At 52.0% G+C, this 20487-nt stretch carries 17 protein-coding genes; 8 read left to right on the top strand and 9 right to left on the bottom strand.

The genetic code is table 11. The annotated features are described in order from the left end of the window. Positions 1 to 35: 35 nt before the first annotated feature. Positions 36 to 902: a DMT family transporter gene (locus V7676_RS01410; RefSeq protein ID WP_335657872.1), complete on the bottom strand. Its 867-nt coding sequence runs from the start codon at positions 900 to 902 to the stop codon at positions 36 to 38. Positions 903 to 1191: 289 nt separating this feature from the next. On the opposite strand from V7676_RS01410, the gene V7676_RS01415 reads away from it, so the two are divergent. The 5 genes from V7676_RS01415 (at position 1192) to mmsB (ending at position 6736) form a co-directional block, all read left to right on the top strand. After that, complete coding sequence (locus V7676_RS01415) at positions 1192 to 2610, top strand: aldehyde dehydrogenase family protein (RefSeq protein ID WP_335657873.1); 1419 nt, start codon at positions 1192 to 1194, stop codon at positions 2608 to 2610. Positions 2611 to 2676: 66 nt separating this feature from the next. Further along, a complete protein-coding gene (locus tag V7676_RS01420; protein ID WP_335657874.1) occupies positions 2677 to 3822 on the top strand; it encodes an acyl-CoA dehydrogenase family protein in 1146 nt (381 codons plus the stop codon). Between the two features lie 26 nt (positions 3823 to 3848). Then, complete coding sequence (locus V7676_RS01425; RefSeq protein WP_335657875.1) at positions 3849 to 4898, top strand: enoyl-CoA hydratase/isomerase family protein; 1050 nt, start codon at positions 3849 to 3851, stop codon at positions 4896 to 4898. A 100-nt stretch (positions 4899 to 4998) separates the two neighbouring features. Then, positions 4999 to 5784 carry an enoyl-CoA hydratase-related protein gene (locus V7676_RS01430; RefSeq protein ID WP_335657876.1) on the top strand — a complete coding sequence of 262 codons (786 nt, stop codon included), beginning with the start codon at positions 4999 to 5001 and terminating at the stop codon, positions 5782 to 5784. A gap of 70 nt (positions 5785 to 5854) precedes the next feature. Then, positions 5855 to 6736, top strand: a complete 882-nt coding sequence (mmsB, locus tag V7676_RS01435; RefSeq protein WP_442955382.1) for a 3-hydroxyisobutyrate dehydrogenase — start codon at positions 5855 to 5857, stop codon at positions 6734 to 6736. Between the two features lie 225 nt (positions 6737 to 6961). On the opposite strand, the gene V7676_RS01440 is transcribed toward mmsB, so the two are convergent. Further along, entirely contained in the window at positions 6962 to 8494 is a 1533-nt protein-coding gene (locus V7676_RS01440) for a CpaF family protein (protein ID WP_335657877.1), read from the bottom strand. Positions 8495 to 8681: 187 nt separating this feature from the next. On the opposite strand from V7676_RS01440, the gene V7676_RS01445 reads away from it, so the two are divergent. Continuing rightward, complete coding sequence (locus tag V7676_RS01445; protein WP_335657878.1) at positions 8682 to 9602, top strand: DMT family transporter; 921 nt, start codon at positions 8682 to 8684, stop codon at positions 9600 to 9602. Between the two features lie 42 nt (positions 9603 to 9644). Here the strand turns inward: V7676_RS01445 and V7676_RS01450 are convergent, their stop codons facing one another. Genes V7676_RS01450 through V7676_RS01470 form a run of 5 tightly spaced genes read right to left on the bottom strand, consistent with a single transcriptional unit; the run spans position 9645 to position 14382 of the window. Next, positions 9645 to 9902 (bottom strand): ATP synthase F1 subunit epsilon, encoded by a 258-nt coding sequence (locus tag V7676_RS01450; protein ID WP_335657879.1) that lies wholly within the window; start codon positions 9900 to 9902, stop codon positions 9645 to 9647. Between the two features lie 44 nt (positions 9903 to 9946). After that, positions 9947 to 11392, bottom strand: coding sequence for a F0F1 ATP synthase subunit beta (atpD, locus tag V7676_RS01455; protein ID WP_335657880.1), 1446 nt, complete (start codon positions 11390 to 11392; stop codon positions 9947 to 9949). Between the two features lie 23 nt (positions 11393 to 11415). Continuing rightward, positions 11416 to 12288, bottom strand: coding sequence for a F0F1 ATP synthase subunit gamma (locus V7676_RS01460; protein ID WP_335657881.1), 873 nt, complete (start codon positions 12286 to 12288; stop codon positions 11416 to 11418). After that, entirely contained in the window at positions 12288 to 13817 is a 1530-nt protein-coding gene (gene atpA / locus V7676_RS01465; protein WP_335657882.1) for a F0F1 ATP synthase subunit alpha, read from the bottom strand. The genes V7676_RS01460 and atpA overlap by 1 nt, the downstream gene beginning before the upstream one ends. A gap of 10 nt (positions 13818 to 13827) precedes the next feature. Continuing rightward, on the bottom strand, positions 13828 to 14382 hold the full coding sequence (locus V7676_RS01470; protein ID WP_335657883.1) for a F0F1 ATP synthase subunit delta: 555 nt from the start codon (positions 14380 to 14382) through the stop codon (positions 13828 to 13830). A 312-nt stretch (positions 14383 to 14694) separates the two neighbouring features. On the opposite strand from V7676_RS01470, the gene ada reads away from it, so the two are divergent. Next, positions 14695 to 15735, top strand: a complete 1041-nt coding sequence (ada, locus tag V7676_RS01475) for a bifunctional DNA-binding transcriptional regulator/O6-methylguanine-DNA methyltransferase Ada (protein WP_335657884.1) — start codon at positions 14695 to 14697, stop codon at positions 15733 to 15735. Positions 15736 to 15776: 41 nt separating this feature from the next. Here the strand turns inward: ada and V7676_RS01480 are convergent, their stop codons facing one another. Beyond that, positions 15777 to 17324: a trypsin-like peptidase domain-containing protein gene (locus V7676_RS01480; protein ID WP_335657885.1), complete on the bottom strand. Its 1548-nt coding sequence runs from the start codon at positions 17322 to 17324 to the stop codon at positions 15777 to 15779. Positions 17325 to 17442: 118 nt separating this feature from the next. After that, positions 17443 to 19620 carry a primosomal protein N' gene (locus tag V7676_RS01485; RefSeq protein WP_335657886.1) on the bottom strand — a complete coding sequence of 726 codons (2178 nt, stop codon included), beginning with the start codon at positions 19618 to 19620 and terminating at the stop codon, positions 17443 to 17445. A 78-nt stretch (positions 19621 to 19698) separates the two neighbouring features. Here V7676_RS01485 and V7676_RS01490 point away from each other — a divergent pair, with 78 nt between their 5' ends. Continuing rightward, a complete protein-coding gene (locus V7676_RS01490) occupies positions 19699 to 20373 on the top strand; it encodes a DUF4197 domain-containing protein (protein ID WP_335657887.1) in 675 nt (224 codons plus the stop codon). Positions 20374 to 20487: the final 114 nt, after the last annotated feature.

The raw sequence follows: 20487 nt of genomic DNA on the forward strand, positions 1-20487 counted from the left end.
TTCTGTGGTCCCTTGGTGTGAATTTTGTGAAGTTTTCAGGCTGATGTGGGCGTGACCCGGCCATGCTCCCGCCACGCAATGAACAGGCCGGACCCGATAATAATCGGTGCGCCTAACATGATCGACAGGCCCGGCCATTCGCTAAAAACGAGGACTCCGATAAGTGTGGCCCAGATAAGCGCGCTATAATCCATTGGAATGATTGTTGAAACCGGTGCGAAGCGCAATGATTGTGTGACGGCCAATTGCCCGATGGCGCCGAAAATACCGATACCGAGCAAATAGCCCCATGTCTTCGCATCATGTCCGCCGCCATAAATATAGGCGCATACGGCGAGAGCCGGCAAAGTATAGACCGAAAACCAGAATATCGTGACAATGCTGGTCTCAGTCCGCCCGAGTATGCGGATCACCATCGTTACAAATGCTGTCACCAACGCCCCGGCTAGCGCTACCGCCGCGCCAAAGGCAGGGATCAGGGAGCCTCCGGGCTGGATCACGACTAGAACGCCGATAAATCCGACTAGAATTGCGAACCAGCGCCTGATCCCGACATGCTCGCGCAGGATGATGGCGGCGAACAAAGTTGCGAAGATTGGAACCGTGAAGCCTATGGTTGTCGCATCAGCCAGTGGTAACAGCGTCATGGCCCAGAAATTGAGGCCCATGGCAGATATCCCCAGAAAAGACCGTAATATATGCAGTCCATGCTTGCCGGATTTAATTCCCTGCCAACTCGCCCGGCTGCGCCAGATCATGAAGCAAACTATCGGCATGGCCGTCATTTGGCGGTAAAACAAGCTTTCGGTGACATGCACGCCTTGCTGTCCGGCCAGTTTGACAAAGGCGAACATGACGGCAAGCGACGCCATGGCGGCCAGTCGGGTTAGGATGCCGGCCATGGGCCGGTCCTGGCTAAGAAGTGGTTCTGTTACGATGGCTTATCAAACGCATTAGTTTTTAACGGGCGCATAAAAAATTGGTAAACCTTTGTGATTGGATCTGCGATAGGCGCAATGCGACAGGCAATGCAATTGCGTAATGCGGTGAACTACTATTGCTTTTCTCATCTAGATGCGCTGGCATTGTACGACAATTGTCGGTAAACTATATATCAGAATGAAAACCGCCGGTTTAACGAGTCCTTTTTACGTTGATTATCGGCCCAGAACAATTTTTAGGAGTTTTTGAATGCTGGACACGACCACCAATCCACAGGATCCTATCGTTGAAGAAGTTGCAGCACTAGTGGCGCGTTCGCGGGCAGCTCAGCAGCAGATTCAACATTATACGCAGGAGCAGGTTGATGACCTCATCCGTGCGATGGTATGGGCTGTGGCCGAAGAATCCGTTGCAAAAAAAATCGCCCAGCACACGGTCGAAGAGACACAGCTTGGCAATTATGATGGCAAATATCTGAAGATTTTCCGTAAAACGCGCGCGACTTTATACGATATTATCGATGACAAATCCGTTGGTATTATTGAGGAAGATAAAGAGCGCAATATTGTTAAAATCGCGAAGCCAGTTGGCGTGATCGGTGCCTTGTCTCCGTCCACCAACCCGGAAGCAACGCCTGTGATCAAGGCGATTTCAGCTGTTAAGGGACGCAACTCCATCATTGTGGCACCGCATCCCCGGGCAAAGCTGACCAACAAGCTGATTTGTGACCTGATGCGCGATGCGATTGTCAAAATGGGCGCACCTGCTGATCTGGTGATCAGCATTGATGTGCCTTCGGTCGAAAAAACCAATGAACTTATGCGGCAATGTGATCGTGTGCTGGCTACTGGCGGCGGCGCAATGGTGACTGCGGCTTATTCAAGCGGCACACCGGCTTTGGGCGTAGGCGTTGGTAATGCGGTTATCACGGTGGATGAAACTGCCGATTTGGATGATGCAGCTGAAAAAATCCGTATCTCCAAGACATTGGATCTCGCAGCAAGCTGTTCATCGGATAATAGCGTTATATTGGTCGACGCTATTTATGACGAAATGCTCGCGAAGCTTGTCGCGAAAGGCGGCTACATTCTGAGCGATGAGGATAAGCAGAAGTTTCAAGACGTGCTTTGGGTTGATGGTCACATCAACGCAAAAGTTGTGGCACAGACGCCTGAATTTATTGCGGGTATGGCGGGATTTGAAATTCCTGCAGATACACAGTTTTTCATCATAAAAGAAACTGGCTTCGGTCCGGATCATCCCTTTTCGGGAGAGAAGATGACCGTCGCCATGGCACTCTATCGCGTCGCTGATATTGATGAAGCGATTGTGCTGACCAATAATATTCAAGCCTATCAGGGGCAGGGCCATAGCTGCGGTATCTATTCGCAATCGGACGAGAATATCATGAAGCTCGCCAATGCAACCCGCACATCGCGGGTCATGGTCAACCAGCCACAATCAGCGTCCAATAGCGGCAATTTGTGGAACGGCATGCGTCAGACATTCTCTCTCGGCTGTGGTAGCTGGGGCGGTAATGGCACCAATAACAACATCACATGGCGTGATCTGATCAATGAAACTTGGGTGTCCAAACCTTTGGTGGTGGCTAAACAGCTGCCGAGTGACGAAGAGTTATTCGGTGACGTAATGCAGAAATTGGCATAATAAACACCAAATGAAATGGTGGGCGGCGGAACGTTCTCCGCCGCCTTATTTTTTAATGGAGTGACCATGACCGATCAATTTTCGCTAACTGAGGACCAATTGGCCATTCAGGATATGGCGCAAAAATTCACTGCCGACGCGATCACGCCTCACGCAGCGCGGTGGGATGAAGAACATATTTTCCCGCGCGATGTTATCAAACAAAGTGCCGATCTTGGCTTTGGCGGCATATATGTGTCGGAAGAGTCGGGCGGTATTGGCCTTGGCCGGCTGGAAAGCGCGATTATCATGGAGGCCATGGCTTATGGTTGTCCGTCTACATCCGCCTTCATTTCCATCCACAATATGGCAGCATGGATGATTGATACTTTCGGTGCGCAGGCGGTGAAGGACAAATATCTACCGGATTTGATCAGCATGGAGAAAATTTCAAGCTATTGCCTGACCGAACCTGGCGCTGGTTCGGACGCGGCATCGTTGAAAAGCAAGGCTGTCAGAGACGGCGACTATTATGTTGTGAACGGTTCAAAGGCCTTTATTTCCGGCGGCGGCGAGAATGAGGTCTATGTCACCATGACACGGACCAGCGATGATGGCGCCAAGGGAGTGACATGTCTTGTAATCGAAAAAGAAATGGAAGGCGTCAGTTTCGGGGCAAATGAAAAAAAGCTTGGTTGGCATTCGCAGCCGACGGCGCAGGTCAATTTTGACAATGTCCGGGTGCCCGTTGAAAATCGTGTAGGTGACGAGGGTGAGGGCTTTCGCATCGCTATGGCCGGCCTTGATGGCGGACGATTGAATATCGGTGCCTGTTCGCTTGGCGGCGCGCAGCGTTGCCTTGACGAAGCGGTGAACTATACCAAAGAGCGCAAGCAATTTGGCAAGTCTATCAGCGATTTTCAGAATACACAGTTCATGCTGGCAGATATGGCGACGGATCTGGAAGCCTCCCGTGCTTTGCTCTATCTAGCTGCGGCTAAAGTTACGCAGGGCGCGCCTGACAAGACCAAGTTTGCCGCCATGGCAAAACGTTTGGCGACTGATAATGGATCAAAAATTGTCAACGATGCGTTGCAGCTTTTTGGCGGCTACGGCTATTTACAGGATTATCCGATTGAACGTTTTTGGCGTGATTTGCGGGTACATTCTATCCTTGAAGGCACCAATCAGGTAATGCGGATGATTATATCGCGTGAAATGCTGCGGCAATAGCGGCGTTCCCAGTTTAGAGAGATAACATGACCGAAGATATTATTATCAACAAAGTGGGACGAGTCGGGCAAATCAGCTTGAACCGCCCCAAAGTCCTCCACTCGCTCAACCTCGCGATGTGCGAAGCAATGCGTGACACTTTAATGGCATGGCGCGACGATGACAGCGTGGAAGCTGTGATTATCGACCATAGCGAAGGACGCGGATTTTGCGCTGGTGGCGACATCGCCATGCTACAGGAATCAGGCAAAAAAGACGGAAAAGAAGGGCGCGAGTTTTTCTATAAGGAATATCAGCTCAATCATCTGTTATTCGAATATCCGAAGCCTGTGGTCGCGTTCATGGACGGAATTACTATGGGCGGCGGTGTCGGAATTTCTCAGCCAGCTAAATATCGCGTCGCGACCGAAAATACACGTTTCGCAATGCCGGAAACAGGCATCGGTCTATTCCCCGATGTCGGCGGCGGCTGGTTTTTGTCGCGGCTAGAAGGGCGTTTGGGACAATTTCTTGCGCTTACTGGCGCACGGTTAGACGGTGCAGAGTGCAAGGAAGTTGGACTCGCAAGCCATTATGTGCCGTCTGAACATCTTGAGGAAGCGAAACAGCGCATTAGCGAAAATCCTGACCGGATTGACGGTATATTGGGCCAGTTGTCGGGCACAGTACCGGCCGCGCGGATCACGCAAAATCTCGACAAGATCGACAAGCTTTTTGCGTCGGATAGCTTAGAGGAGGTTCTTGCCGCACTGGACGCGGATGATAGCGATTGGGCTCTGACCGAGCGCGGTACGTTGGGAACAAAAAGTCCGCAAACCTGTAAAGTGGCACTGCGTCAGTTGAAGGAAGGCGCGGCGATGGAAACATTCGCCGACGAACTGCGCAACGAATATCGCATCGCATCGCGCGTGCTTGTCATGCACGACTTTATCGAAGGCGTAAGGGCATTGATTGTTGACAAGGATAATGAACCGAAATGGAATCCTGCGACACCGGAAGAAACAAGTGATGGGCTGATTGACTCTATTTTTGCACCGCTTCCTGCGGATGAAGAATGGGTACCTTTAGCGCTTTAATCCAACCGACATGCTGGACTTGTTCGGCATTTCAGCGGTCAAGAGATATAACAAGACTTTGAAACAGGTTCAGGGTCTCGAATTTTGAAAAGGGCGAAATATGTCAGATTATGAAACAATATTGGTTGAACAACGTGATGCGGTGACGCTGATTACGCTAAACCGGCCAAAGGCGCTAAATGCTCTGAACACTCAGGTGCTTGATGAGCTTATTGAAGCGTTCGCGGCTTTTGAAGCCGACGAGACACAATTTTGCGCTGTGTTGACCGGTTCGGGTGACAAGGCTTTTGCTGCAGGTGCCGACATCAAGCAAATGGCCGATAAATCAGCCGCTGAATTTTATCTTGAGGATTTTTTCTCGAAGTGGACGAGCCACGTCGTAAAAACCACGCGCAAACCATGGATTGCGGCGGTGAACGGCTTTGCGCTGGGTGGTGGCTGTGAGCTTGCGATGATGGCCGATATTATTATTGCCAGTGAGAATGCGAAATTTGGCCAACCCGAGATTAAGCTGGGCGTGGCACCAGGCATGGGTGGTTCACAGCGCCTTACGCGGGCGATCGGAAAATCCAAGTCGATGGAAATGTGCCTGACCGGCCGCATGATGGATGCGCAAGAGGCCGAGCGTGCGGGTCTGGTTTCGCGGGTTCTTCCGCATGATGAAATGCTGGAATCGGCGATGAAAACGGCGAGCACTATCGCATCCATGCCGCCAATGGCTGCCAAGGTGAACAAGGAAATGGTCAATGCAGCATATGAAAATATGCTTGATCAGGGCTTGATCCATGAGCGGCGGTTGTTCCAGATCCTTACTGCGACCGAAGATAAAGCCGAGGGCATGGCCGCCTTTATCGAGAAACGCGAAGGAAACTGGAAAGGCCGTTAAGCGCTAATTATATGCCCGAGAGCACGGCGATTCAGGCGTGAAATGACAAAGATTATTAAGGAATAAAATAATGAAAATCGGATTTATCGGCCTTGGAAATATGGGCGGCGGTATGGCTGCCAATCTCGCGAAAGCGGGACACGAAGTTCATGCCTTTGATCTGTCTGGCGACGCGCTAGCAAAAGCCGGTGAAGCTGGCTGTCATCCTGTAAGCGACGCCGCTGATGCGGTTCGTAACATGGATGCTGTGGTTACGATGCTACCGGCTGGAAAGCATGTTCGTTCGGTCTATGCCAATGATGTAATCATCAATGCGGCGCCGGGTACATTGGTGCTGGATTGCTCAACCATTGATGTAGACAGCGCGCGTGATGTCGCAGAAATGGCAAAAGCCAAGAATATAGTTCCCGTTGATGCGCCAGTGTCCGGCGGTATTGCAGCAGCCAATGGCGGGACATTGACCTTCATGGTTGGTGGCAGTGACGAGGCTTTTAAACGGGCCGAACCCATCCTGTCCGACATGGGCAAGACAGTTATCCATGCTGGCGATAATGGCGCAGGGCAGGCAGCGAAAATCTGTAACAACATGCTACTCGGTGCATCAATGGTCGCGACCTGTGAAACTTTCAAAATGGCGGAAAAACTCGGTCTAGACCTGCAGACTTTTTACGATATTTCGTCCAAGGCGTCGGGTCAAAATTGGTCAATGACCAGCTATTGCCCGGTACCGGGTGTTGGACCGCAAAGTCCGGCGGACAAAGGCTATGAAGGCGGTTTCGCTGCGGCATTGATGCTGAAAGATTTGCGCCTTGCAATGGAAGCGGCGGAAAGCGCCGGAGCGCAAGTGCCTATGGGCGCAAAGGCGCAAGAGCTTTATACCCAATATGCAGAAGCCCAGGAACAGGGCGGCATGGACTTTTCCGGCATCATCAAGATGCTTGATAAAGGCTAAGTTTCTGTGGTCCCGCAGTGGGTGGCCGTGTGTGCTGTTGCAGCAACCATGACCGCTGTTTCTGAGATCGGAAACCGTAGACGCAGCAAACGTAAGGATATCAACAAAGTGGGGTTCATGCCGTGGCAGTTTATTTCTGCGGCATCCCTGCTTACATTTGGTATTTCAATGGCTTTTGGGTTTGGCTTTATCTCAACCCAATAAGGGCCAGATTTCAGATAAAGCTTATAGGCAAGCTTCGAGTAGAGGCTGTTCAAATCCATATTGGCGCGCTTTTTCAAGCGTGTAGGGGCGCAGTCCGGATGACTGATATTCGCCAATAATCTTGCCGTCAGCATCCTCGTCCAGATATTGATATTTGAACAATTCTTGAGTCACGATCACATCGCCCTCCATACCGATAACTTCGGTGATGTTGGTGGTACGGCGCGAACCATCGCGCAGACGTTTGACCTGTACGATCAGATCCACTGATTCAGCGATCTGCCGAGAGATGGCTTCTTTCGGGATCTTGATATCACCCATCAGGATCATATTTTCCATACGGCCAAGACATTCGCGTGGGCTGTTGGCGTGAAGCGTACACATGGAACCATCATGACCGGTGTTCATAGCGGCGAGAAGATCGAAACATTCTGCGCCACGAATCTCACCCAAAATGATCCGATCAGGACGCATACGCAGGGCGTTTTTCACGAGATCGCCAATGGTAATCGCGCCTTCGCCTTCAAGGTTAGGTGGACGTGTTTCCAGTGGGAGCCAATGCGGTTGTTGCAAACGAAGCTCGGCAGCATCCTCGATGGTCAGTACGCGTTCGCCCGGATCGATCATTTTCGACATGGCGTTGAGCATGGTTGTTTTACCCGAACCGGTACCGCCCGAGATAACGACGTTGAAGCGGCAGGCACCTGCAATTTTTAGCGCTGTACACATATCGTCAGACATAGAGCCAAAGCCCTTCATCATGTCGAGGGTGATGGGCTTTTCGGAGAATTTACGAATTGAGATCGCGGTGCCTTTAAGGCTCAGCGGGGGCACGATGACGTTCACACGAGAACCGTCGGCAAGACGCGCATCGGCAAGCGGCGTGGTTTGGTCAACACGGCGGCCGACCTGGTTCACGATACGCTGGGCGATCTGAAACAGATGCTCTTCATCGCGGAATTTAATCTGCGCGATTTCCAGCTTGCCCTTGATTTCTATGTAAGTTTGTTCTGGACCGTTGACCATGATATCCGAGATATCTGGATTCTGGAGCAGCTCCTCCAATGGTCCGAAGCCGAGAAGTTCGTCTACGAGAACCTTTTCCAGTGCAAATTGCTCACGCCGGTTCAGTGTCAATTTTAGCTCGGTCAGCACTTCCATGATGATCGGGCGGAATTCTTCGGTCAGCTCTTCTTTGTTAAGCGTCGCGGCTGCTTCGGGATCAACCCGTTCCAATAGACGTGGAAGAACTTGCTCCTTGATCTTATGGACAGAAGCACCAAATCCCTCGTCCTTGTCGCCATCTTCGGTAATTGCGTTGGAACGCTCGGCGAGGCGAGACATCGCATCGTCCTTGTCCGGCGCAGCGGATATAGGCTGTTCTCCGGGAAGCGGAACCGAGTCCAGAGCAGGGAATTGCCCGCCCCCGCTTGGCTTGTCCAGTTCTTCCTGTTCATAGTTGGTCTTTAACCCACCACTGCCGGACATAGGTTTTGCGACGCCAAATGACGGTCTTCCGCCACCCAATCCATTTTTCTTACCAAATGCGCTCATATCTCTCCGCCGGAAATAGTTTGTTTCCAATTGATCAAGCATCTCTTTCGACGAAAATGGTTAATGATTGGATAATGGCAGGGACTTGCTTTGGCTGGTAAATGTTATTTATTTTGATGCATCAAGCTTGTCTCGTAGCTAACAAGCTGCAATTCATGACTGTATAGTAACAGTGATCGGACGGATTTTGCAGCAAGATAAAAATATCGGCAGGACCGCGGCGAGCGGCGGTATCTTATTAGCGCTGATCGCTTTTTCCGGCTTCCCTATTGGTGATGCTGTTATCAAGTCCATGGCCGGTGAATGGCCAGCACCCGCGGTAGCACTTTTGCGTTTTACGATCGGCGCGATTGCCCTTGCAGCGATTCTCTTTTGGCGCGAGGGCAGGGCCGGTTTTCAGATCAGACGGCCCTGGTTGCATGCTGCACGCGGATTTGCTTTGGCTGTTGGGACGATCAGTTTTTTTTCGGCAATTTTTGTCATGCCTTTAGCTGATGCAGTGGCGATATCCTTTGTGAACCCTATTTTAACTGCGCTGTTTTCTGGCTGGTTCTTGAAGGAGAAAATGCGTCCTGCAACATGGATTGTGACCATTATAGCTTTTGGCGGTGTGCTGATAATGCTACAGCCTAATGTAGCAGCCTTTGGCTGGGTAGCGATTTTACCGCTATTTACAGCGATAGCGATGGCATCTATGCTGATCCTCAACCGCATGGTATCCAGCCAGAGATCCCTATTCGCGGCGCAATTTTATGCCGCTTTCTGGGCTGCGATATTCCTATCCATTGCTAGTGTCGCAGGACATTTTCTAGTTCCGGCGATGCATGTCCCCGGTCTGCCTGGATGGAGTGTGGTCCTGCGCTGTGCGACCGTAGCGGTGACGGCGACGAGCTGCCATTTTCTGCTTTACATGGCGACTATGCGGACCACCGCTGCAGCCATTGCACCGATTGTTTACATACAGCTGATTATTGCATCGCTGATCAGCGTGTTTATATTCGGGGATGCGATTGATCCGATGGCCCTAGTGGGCGGCGGATTAATTTTGCTAAGCGGATTGTTCCTGTGGCGCAGTGAACGCAGGGCCGTGACGGTGCTAGAGGTTTAACTGCAAGTTATCGTTAGCCAATAGCCAGTCAGGTCTGAAAAATCAGGAAACGGCCTCAGCCAATACCGTCAGGCCTTTTTCATTCACTTCTGCGAAACCGCCTTGAACCAAGATGGTTTCGGCCTCTGCGCCTTCGCTGGCATAGATCGACAGCTCGGCATCGCGAATGGTGGACATAAATGGCGCATGGCCAGCCAGCACACCAAAGTCGCCTTCTGTGCCGGGTACAACGACCATGTAAACATCATCCGAACGGACGAGCTTTTCAGGTGTTACGAGTTCGAAATGTAGGTTTGCCATCTTATTTTGTCCCTATTCCCCTCCCGTGAGGGAGGGGGAATGGATTAAGCCGCTTCTGCTGCCAGTTTTTTGCCTTTTTCAAGCGCTTCTTCAATGCCGCCAACCATATAGAAGGCATTTTCAGGAAGGTGATCATATTCACCATCCACAACCGCTTTAAAGGATTTGATCGTGTCAGCCAGATCAACAAACTTACCTTTGATGCCGGTAAAGACTTCCGCAACATGGAAAGGCTGTGACAGGAATTTCTGAAGTTTACGCGCACGGGCAACGACCAGCTTATCTTCTTCAGACAGCTCGTCCATGCCGAGAATGGCGATAATATCTTGCAGTGATTTATATTTCTGCAGGATTTCCTGAACGGCACGGGCGGTATCATAATGTTCCTGACCCACAACGCGAGGCTCCAGAACACGCGAAGTTGAATCGAGTGGATCAACAGCAGGATAGATACCCAGCTCTGAAATCGCACGGTTCAAAACGGTGGTGGCGTCCAAGTGGGCAAATGATGTTGCCGGTGCAGGGTCGGTCAAATCATCGGCAGGAACATAAATGGCCTGAACCGATGTAATCGAACCCTTGTTGGTCGATGTAATACGCTCTTGCAGCTGACCCATGTCGGTGGACAGGGTTGGCTGATAGCCCACAGCCGAAGGAATACGGCCAAGAAGCGCGGACACTTCTGAACCAGCCTGCGTGAAGCGGAAGATGTTATCAACGAAGAACAAAACGTCCTGGCCTTCTTGATCACGGAAATATTCCGCAATTGTCAGCCCGGAAAGAGCAACACGGGCACGCGCTCCTGGAGGTTCGTTCATCTGACCGTAAACGAGGGCCACTTTCGAACCTTCCGAGGTGGCTTTGCCGTCTTTGTCTTTTGCGATCACGTTTGCGTCGAGAAATTCGTGATAGAGATCGTTACCTTCACGGGTACGTTCGCCAACACCGGCAAAAACGGATGTACCGCCATGGCCTTTTGCGATGTTGTTGATCAGTTCCTGAATAAGAACGGTCTTACCAACGCCGGCACCGCCGAACAGACCAATTTTACCACCCTTTGCATAAGGTGCGAGAAGATCGACAACTTTAATACCGGTGACGAGAATTTCGCTGTCGGTGGACTGGTCCACGAACAGTGGAGCTTCAGCGTGAATAGGTGAATAGGTTTTTGCGCCTATAGGACCCAGTTCATCAATCGGTTCACCGATGACATTCATGATGCGGCCAAGTGTCTCTGGGCCAACAGGCATCATGATCTGTGAGCCGGTGTCGGTTACTTCTTGACCACGGGTCAAACCTTCGGTCGCATCCATAGCAATGGTGCGGACCGTGTTCTCGCCGAGATGCTGAGCAACCTCAAGAACCAGCCGGTTGCCGTTATTGTCGGTTTCCAAAGCGGACAGAATTGCCGGAATTTCATTGTCAAAGGTCACGTCGACGACAGCGCCGATAACCTGTGAAATGCGGCCTACATTAGTGGTTTTTGCCATTAGTCTTTCCTTGCGTACTTGCTTTAGAGCGCTTCAGCGCCAGCGATAATTTCAATCAATTCGGTGGTAATCGCGGCCTGACGGCTGCGGTTATAAACAATGGTGAGGTCATCGATCAGCTCACCAGCATTGCGGGTCGCGTTTTCCATGGCCGTCATTGATGCGCCTTGCTCACCAGCATTATTTTCGAGCAATGCACCGAAAATTTGCGTTGTAAGGTTGCGTGGAAGCAATTCGGTGAGGATTTCTTCCTCATCGGGCTCATATTCCACTGCAGCATCCGACCCAGCGCCTTCGACGGTTTCGATGGAGATAGGAATGATCTGCTGCCTTGTTGGTTCTTGCAGCAGAGCGGATTTAAATTTGGAATAGATAAGATGTGCAACGTCAAATTTGCCATCTTCGGCCAATTCTGTGAGCTCCGCAGCAATTGCTTTGGCTTCTTCAAACCCTGGCGCTTTGACAACGCTGGTATCAAAATGCTTGATGATTTTATCTTGATACAAGCGCTTGATCACCGGCAAGCCTTTGCGGCCTACCATATAGAATAATACGTCTTTACCCTGACCGAGCAGTTCTTCTGCCTTAAGCCGCGCTTCTTTAACGATATTAGCATTAAAGCCGCCGCAGAGACCTCGATCCGAGGTGGCTACGACCAAGAGATGCACTTGATCCTTGCCAGTCGCCAGTAGCTTGGGTGAATTTTCATCAACCGTCACTTTACCGGCAAGGCTGGACATGACCTTTGCCATCTCGTTGGCATAGGGACGTGCTGCTTCGGCCGCCATTTGCGCACGGCGCAATTTGGCAGCAGCCACCATTTTTTTGGCCTTCGTGATCTTCTGGGTCGATTTAACCGACCCGATCCGATCCTTAAGTTCTTTTAAGGAAGCCATTAGGCGAAGCTCTTACCAAATGCGGTCAATGCTTCTTCCAGAGCTTTCTTGCTGTCGTCCGAAAGATCGCCGCTTTCGCGGATGGTCTTCAGGAGATCGCTATGCTGGCTGCGCATATGAGCAAGCATCGCTTCTTCATAGCGGTTCACATCGGTTACCGCGACAGTGTCAAGGTGGCCATTTGTACCGGCATAGATAGAAGCAACTTGCTCTTCAAAAGCCAATGGAGAGAATTGAGCCTGTTTCAACAACTGCGTCAAACGCTCACCGCGTGCCAGCAATTTTTGTGTCGAAGCATCAAGATCCGAACCGAACTGGGCAAATGCCGCCATTTCACGATATTGCGCGAGATCGAGTTTAATCGAACCCGAAACTTTTTTCATTGCCTTTGTCTGTGCGGCCGAACCAACACGAGACACGGACAGACCCACGTTAATCGCAGGACGGATGCCCTGGTTAAACAAATCGGTTTCAAGGAAGATCTGACCGTCGGTGATCGAAATCACGTTGGTTGGAATATAAGCAGAAACGTCACCGGCCTGTGTTTCAATGATCGGCAATGCGGTCAAAGAACCCGAACCATTATCTTCGTTCATTTTCGCGGCGCGTTCGAGCAGGCGAGAGTGAAGATAGAAAACGTCGCCTGGATAAGCTTCACGTCCAGGAGGACGACGAAGTAGCAAGGACATTTGACGATAAGCCACAGCTTGTTTGGAAAGATCGTCATAAACGATACAAGCGTGCATGCCGTTATCGCGGAAATATTCGCCCATCGTCACACCGGTATAAGGCGCAAGATATTGCAGAGGCGCAGGCTCGGAAGCAGTAGCTGCCACAACGATGGAATATTCCATCGCGCCGTTTTCTTCGAGCTGACGCACGATCTGTGCAACCGTTGAACGTTTTTGACCGATTGCAACGTAGATGCAGTAAAGTTTCTTGTTCTCGTCATCGCCAGCATTGACATTTTTCTGGTTGATGAATGTATCAATGGCCACAGCGGTTTTACCGGTTTGACGGTCACCAATGATCAATTCGCGTTGACCACGGCCAACAGGAACCAAAGCGTCGAGAGCTTTTAGGCCGGTTTGAACAGGCTCATGGACCGATTTACGAGGGATAATGCCCGGCGCTTTGACTTCAACGCGGCTACGTTTTTTGGTTTTGATCGGGCCCTTGCCGTCAATAGGATTGCCAAGACCGTCAACAACGCGTCCGAGCAGTTCCTTGCCAATGGGAACGTCCACAATCGTGCCGGTCCGCTTAACAATGTCGCCTTCTTTGATGTTTGCATCTGAACCGAAGATCACGACACCGACGTTATCGGCCTCGAGGTTCAGCGCCATGCCTTGGATGCCGTTGGAGAATTCGACCATCTCACCGGCTTGCACCTGATCGAGGCCATGGATACGGGCGATGCCGTCACCAACAGCCAAAACGGTTCCGATTTCGGAAACCTGTGCTTCATTACCAAAATTGGCGATTTGGTCTTTAATGACCTTTGAAATTTCTGCTGCGCGAATATCCATGTTTCTTCCTTTAGCCCTTCATGGCCTGAGATAGCGTGTTCAAACGGGTTTTAATCGAGCTGTCGATCATCTGGCTGCCAATTTTGACTACCAGACCGCCCAAAAGGGACGGATCGACAGAGGTGGAAACCGAAACATCGCTTCCCACACGTTTCTTAAGCTGCGCTTTGAGCGCATTAATTTGTCCGTCATCCAGAGGATGGGCAGAGGTTACGTCAGCTTTGACTTCACCACGATGGCCGGACGCCAAAATCGTAAAGGCGTGAATTACGGCCGATAGTTTATCAAGGCGGCGATTGGCGGCCAAAACACCAAGTACATTGGTGGTCAATTTGTCCAATTTCATTTTCTTGGCTATAGCAGCAATCGCCTTGCCAGCATCATTGCGAGACAAGACTGGGCTGCTGATCAGCGTTTTAAGGTCGTCCGATTCGCTCATCGCTTTGGCGAGCGAAGCAAGGCTCGCTTCGACGGTGTCGATGGCTTTATTTTCGGTGGCCAAAGCGAATAAGGCAGTGGCGTAACGCCCCGCTAAACTCGCCCTAATGCCGCTGGAATTCTCCACGCGTTCGTTACTCCATGCCTGTTTTATTGGCTTGAAACTTCGGTCAGAAAACCAACCAAAATCCCAATAGTGATTAATGCCCGTAGGCAGACAAAATAGGATGTATCTCGCCTTCGATTGGGCGGCGTCTAGCAACCATTTTGCTGGGACGCAAGATAGCTGTGGGAATGATTTTTGGAGAGCGGTTTTTGAGGGAATTACTTGCGGCTTCCGGCGCTCACCCTAAGCGGGAACCCTGATCGGTCGCAGGAAAATCACTTTGATCGCAAGATACGGGATGCGAGGGATCGGAAAGGCTGGCAAAAGAAAGCCATGAGCAAGTACGAATCCTTGATCGACGACAATATCGCTTGGCAAGCGGTGTCCAATCGCGACCGTAGTTATGACGGAAAGTTCGTAACCGGTGTCTTGACCACCGGCATTTATTGTCGCCCTTCCTGCGCCGCACGGCATCCCAAGCGTGAAAATATACGCTTTTTTGCCAGGCCGGAGCAAGCGGAGGCCATCGGGCTGCGCGCGTGTTTGCGCTGTATGCCCAACGATGTGGCGCGCGACGATGCGGCGGTGAGGGCAGTGATAGATGCGATCCGCCTGGCCGAAACAGCGCCGACATTGGCGGAATTAGGAACTATAACCAACTATTCTGCGACCCATTTGCAACGCATATTCAAGCGGGAGATGGGTATCTCACCCGCCGCCTATGCCCGCGCATTAAGATCCGAGCGGGCTAAAGAAGCATTGGAAAATGGTGCTTCGGTTACCGAAGCTATATATGATGCTGGCTATAGTTCCGCTTCGCGTTTTTACGCAGATAACGAAAAAAGGTTTGGGATGAAAGCAAGTGCTTGGAAAAATGGCGGGGCAGGGGTTTCGATCCAATGGGCCAATGTGGAGACTTCGTTAGGGACGATGATGGTCGCCGCCACGGATATGGGGGTGTGCTGCCTGTCTTTCAACGAAGGCGAAGACGAACTGCGCACCCGTTTTCCCAAAGCTCTATTGCAGGCAGGAGATGCTGACTTCGATGCTTTGGTTCGTCAGGTCACCGCGTCTGTGGAGAAGCCCGGTGACTTTAGCCATATTCCGTTGGATGTGCAGGGAACCGCTTTTCAGGAAGCGGTCTGGAAAGAGTTACAGAAAATTCCTTTGGGCGAGACACGTAGCTATTCTGATATTGCCGCTGCGATTGGGAAGCCAAAGGCGGTTCGGGCCGTGGGTAGCGCTAACGGGGCTAATAATGTCGCCGTCTTGATTCCCTGTCATCGCGTTGTGCGCAGTGATGGAACTATGGGCGGATATGCCTATGGGTTGGAAATTAAAGAGCGTTTGCTCGACAAGGAAGCCATTAAATAAAAGGTTGCGGCAACCCGTCTAAATTCATCTCAAGCCTTTTATCATTTCGAGGATTTCGCGCATTCATAAACGAGCCGTTCGTTTATATCGGTCGGTAATTCTGACCGGATGGCTTTTACCATCTCCGCAATATCGGATAGCGATTTTTCATCGGCAGTACAGGCTCTATTGCCATATTGCGTCCGAATTTTGCGCGCATTGGTCATGGCTGACAGGCTCAGCAGATAGCGTTCGGTCGTGAATTCTGCACTGCTGGGATCAAAGCTGCTGATCGTCACGGTTTGCTCTTGATTGGGTACGAATATCCGCGACCATTTAGCGCCATCGGGACCATATTGGGTGCGTCCGTTGACACAGCCGCCTTCCGCCCACTCAAGATCTAGTGAGTCTGTCTGTGATACGGTTATACGGCTACGCTCGGGGTTCAAGCGGCATTGATATTTACCAGACCCTGCCAAGCTTTTGCCGGTGTTATCGCTTTCTTTATCGGACAGTTGCTCGTTCAGTGCGGCGGCAACCCGATCGTCAATTTCGCTAAACGCAGGTCGGGAGAGAAACAAAAGGATTGCGCCGACCAGCAGCACAGCCGCGCCGCCCGCTGCACCGATGGCGGGGGTCCGCTTATCCTGAAACATCAGATAGCCTGCGCCGCCCATGGCCGCCAGTGACAGCACTAGAAATATGGCCGCAATCGCCATTTGATTTTCGCGCTCGGTAATAATGTCCTGAGAAATGGTAGTGCGCAGCTTTTCCTCTGTTGCTTGCCGTTGCTTTGCTTTGGCAGATTGTGCCTCCATTATTTTGGCACGGGCCGCCGCCTCACGCTGTTGTTCCTGAAGGCTGATATCGGCAGCAGAACGGCACGGTGTCGCGGTGATTCCGACTTTGACGCCCGCCTTGCGCAAAAAGGAAAGTATCTCGCGACTGGACACGGCAAAGCCGAATTCCGCATCATTGCCATCGGATAGTGATCCAAAGCTGTTCGCACCCAATACGCGTCCGCAATTGTCGATCAGCGGCCCGCCGCTATTGCCGCTGGCAATCGGCGCGGTGTGCAATATCGTATCAAATTGTTTGGTTGAACGTCCACCGGAAACGGAACCACGGGTTTTCACGGGTGACATCGGATTGATAAGATCGTCGAGATTAAGCCCCTGTGCCCGGTCCACCGAACCCGGATAGCCAACGGCTACAACATCCGCTCCGTCGGTAACCGGACCGCTGAAAACCGTCATCGGTGGCAGGCGACCGCCATCTTGCAGTTGAATTAGCGCGAGATCATTGCCGGGAGAATAGGCGATAACTTTTCCGCCGTAGCTCGTCCCACCTTGTGAGGGCACAATTCCGATGACCACTGATTTTTCCTGTCGCGCAATTTCGACGACATGGGCGTTTGTCACAATTTTATCCGGTGCAACGACAAAGCCGCTGCCGTGGCCGACAAAGGCGACTTTATCGCCATCCGTCGCGGCCAAAACAACGCGAACGACTGAACGACTTGCAGCTGCAATATCAGCGGGATCGGCATGGGCTGGGCCGGTCAGCAAAGCGGTAAATGCGAGAGCAAAAATAGCGAGAAAACGGTTCATCGATGAGCCTTTGGTTTTTTGCTCCTAGTTGATCTGGAGCCCGGATTAGGATGCAGCGCTAACACTACACTCTGCTTCGTATCAAGCGTAGAAAACGCCTTGGGCATATTTTGATGAATCAAACAAAGCTGTAGGGGTCGACATCGACGCCAACCCGCACCGCCCTAGGCCATTCCAGCTTTTCCAGCCATTGCCGCAAAATCTCTTGCAACTCGACCGAGCGATGAGCGTGGACCAATAGCCGGTGCCGATAGCGGCCGCGCAGCATGGAAAGAGGGGCAGGGGCTGGACCGTAAACCGCAAAGCCCTCTAATTTCGGAGCGGTTTGGCCGATTAACCGCGCGGTCTCCATCGCTTCCTTATTGTCCTCTGAAGACACAACAATGGCCGCCAGTCGCGAAAAAGGCGGGGCAGCGGCGGCGCGGCGGGATTCAGTTTCAGCGGCATAAAAGCCGTCACGGTCGCCCTTGATCAGCGCCTGAATGACGGCTGCACCCGGCATGCGCGTTTGAACATAGACATGCCCGGGTTTGTCGGCCCGCCCAGCGCGGCCGGCAACCTGTGCAATTTGCTGGAAACTGCGCTCGGCCGCACGCAAATCGCCGCCTTCCAGACCGATGTCGGCATCGACAACACCAACTAATGTCAAGTTGGGGAAGTGATAGCCCTTGGTCACGAGCTGCGTTCCCACAACAATATCTATCGCGCCCGCTTCCATTTGCGCGACAAATTCTCCGGCCTTGGCGGGCGACCAGATGGTGTCGGACGTGACAATCGCTGTTCGCGCCTGCGGAAAGAGCATTTTTACTTCGTCGCAGATGCGTTCTACTCCGGGACCGCAAGCCACCAGAGAATCCTCGTCGCCGCATTCCGGGCATTTTTCTGGTGTCGGCATGACATGGCCGCAATGATGGCAGGCGAGGCGCTTGGTCAGCCGATGTTCGACCATCCATGCGGTGCAATTGGGGCAGTTGATCCGGTGACCGCAAGTTCTGCAAAGTGTGAGCGGCGCAAATCCCCGGCGGTTAAGGAACAGCAGGGATTGCTCGCCCTTGTCGAGATTTTCTTCCAGTGCGTTAATCAGCGTAGGAGCCAGCCATGAACCGCGCGCCGGAATATCCTGCGTCAGGTCCAACGCTTCGATTTCCGGCAATGTCGCTGCGCCAAATCGGGCGGGTAGCTCCAACAGTTCATAATTGCCCTGTTCGACCTGATGGCGGCTTTCAATTGCGGGCGTGGCAGAAGCCAGTACTACCGGAATTTTCTCGTGCAATCCGCGCATCACCGCGACGTCACGGGCATGATAACGCACGCCGTCTTCTTGTTTAAAGCTCACTTCATGCGCCTCATCGACGATGATCAGGCCGAGATTTTTATAGGGTAGGAACAGGGCTGAGCGTGCACCAACCACTACTTTTGCATCGCCATCGGCCAGCGCGCGCCAGTTTTTCTTGCGATCCGATTGTTTGAGCCCACTATGCCATGCGACCGGGTCCGCGCCAAAGCGCGCTCTGAATCGGTTCAAAAATGGCTCGGTAAGGGCTATTTCGGGGAGCAATACCAGCGTCTGCTTATCTTGACGCAAGGCTTCGGCCACGGCTTCAAAATAGACTTCGGTTTTGCCCGAACCGGTTACGCCATCCAGCAAATAGGGTTGGAAAGACGCGTCCTGTACGGCGCGGATCAATATATTACTGACCCGTTGTTGATCATCGCTTAAATCCACCTTCGAGAAATCAGGGGTGGGTTGCTGGATATTATCGAAAGGTGAAACTTCGCTGCGGTCCAGCGCTCCCGCTTTCTCCAGACCTCTGATGACGGCTATGGACACATCTGCTTTAAAAGCCAGCTCGCTGATCGTGCCTTGCACATCGACCAGCTTTTCCAATGCCTTTTCCCGTTGCGGCGTCATCCGGTCCGGGACATTTCCGTTTAAGCTATATTCGATCATCGGGCGATTATCGGCAAAGGCTGCACCGCTCGACAGGACCATGCGGAGCACTGAAGCAGGGGACGCAAAATAATAGCGTGCCGTCCATTCGATGAGCCGTCTAAGCGGTGCCGCCAGCGGTGGAACATCGCGCAGTTCCAAAAGAGGGCGCAGCTTTTTTGGATCAATCTCGTCGACCGGGAAGCTCTCTGGTTCCCACACGACGCCCGGTACTTTGCGCGGCCCCAGCGGTGCCATCACAATCGAGCCCGGACGCGTATCCATGCCTTCGGGGACCCGGTAATCGAGCGGCCCCAAGGCAGCATTGAGCAATAACACTCTCACTCGATTGATAGCGCGATTCATCAGACTCGTATAAGCATGCTTTGGGATTGCGTCACCAACTGCTATGAAATCAATCTGCTATTTTTGGGGAGTGAGAACATGCAAAATATAGATCGCCGGAAATTTTTGGTTGCCGGAGCCGCTGCTACTATCTTGTCATTGCCGGGTTGTTCTAGCCTTCCGGGGTTTAGTCCGACTGAGGCGATCAAGCGGCTGCTGACTTTGTCATCGCAAAATGCCTTTGCAGAGTTGATGCAACCAAATGGGTTTTTTGACAGTCAAATTGCGCGCATATCTGTGCCGGATAGACTGGGCGGCGCACGTGCGACCAGCATTGCAACAGCCGTTCTAGGGTCCAAGCCGATCCAAAAGCGCCTGCTCAAACAGGTTAACCGCGCCGCTGAAACGGGGGCAGAGCTGGCCGCACCGATGATTGCGGACGCCATCAGGGGCATGAGTATTGCCGATGCTGCAGCCATTATCAAAGGCGGAGACCGCGCTGCCACCAGTCTTTTGCAGAGCCAGCTTGGAACATCGCTGGCGACGCAGATGTTGCCGGGGGTAAGCAAGGGTTTAAACCTGTTCGACAATGAAATCATCAATTTGGTGCTGTCCCAAGTCAGTAATATAAATTTTACCGACATTAGCGCAGACGTGGCGGACAAGGTCAGCGATGCGATATATCGCTCCATCGGGGCGCAGGAAGCGCGGATCCGGGCTAACCCTCAAGCGACCAATGATCCGCTGCTCATTGCCATATTTGGTTTAACCTGATCGGGCGAACAGCCCCCCATTTATCCACAGGTTTCTGCACAGCTTTTCCATATGCTGTGTTTCGCCGCGCTGTAAAAAACGGTAGGCAAATCGCAACGACTATTATCGCACCCG

It is taken from the genome of Parasphingorhabdus sp. (assembly GCF_036963805.1).
Classification (GTDB): Bacteria; Pseudomonadota; Alphaproteobacteria; order Sphingomonadales; family Sphingomonadaceae; genus Parasphingorhabdus.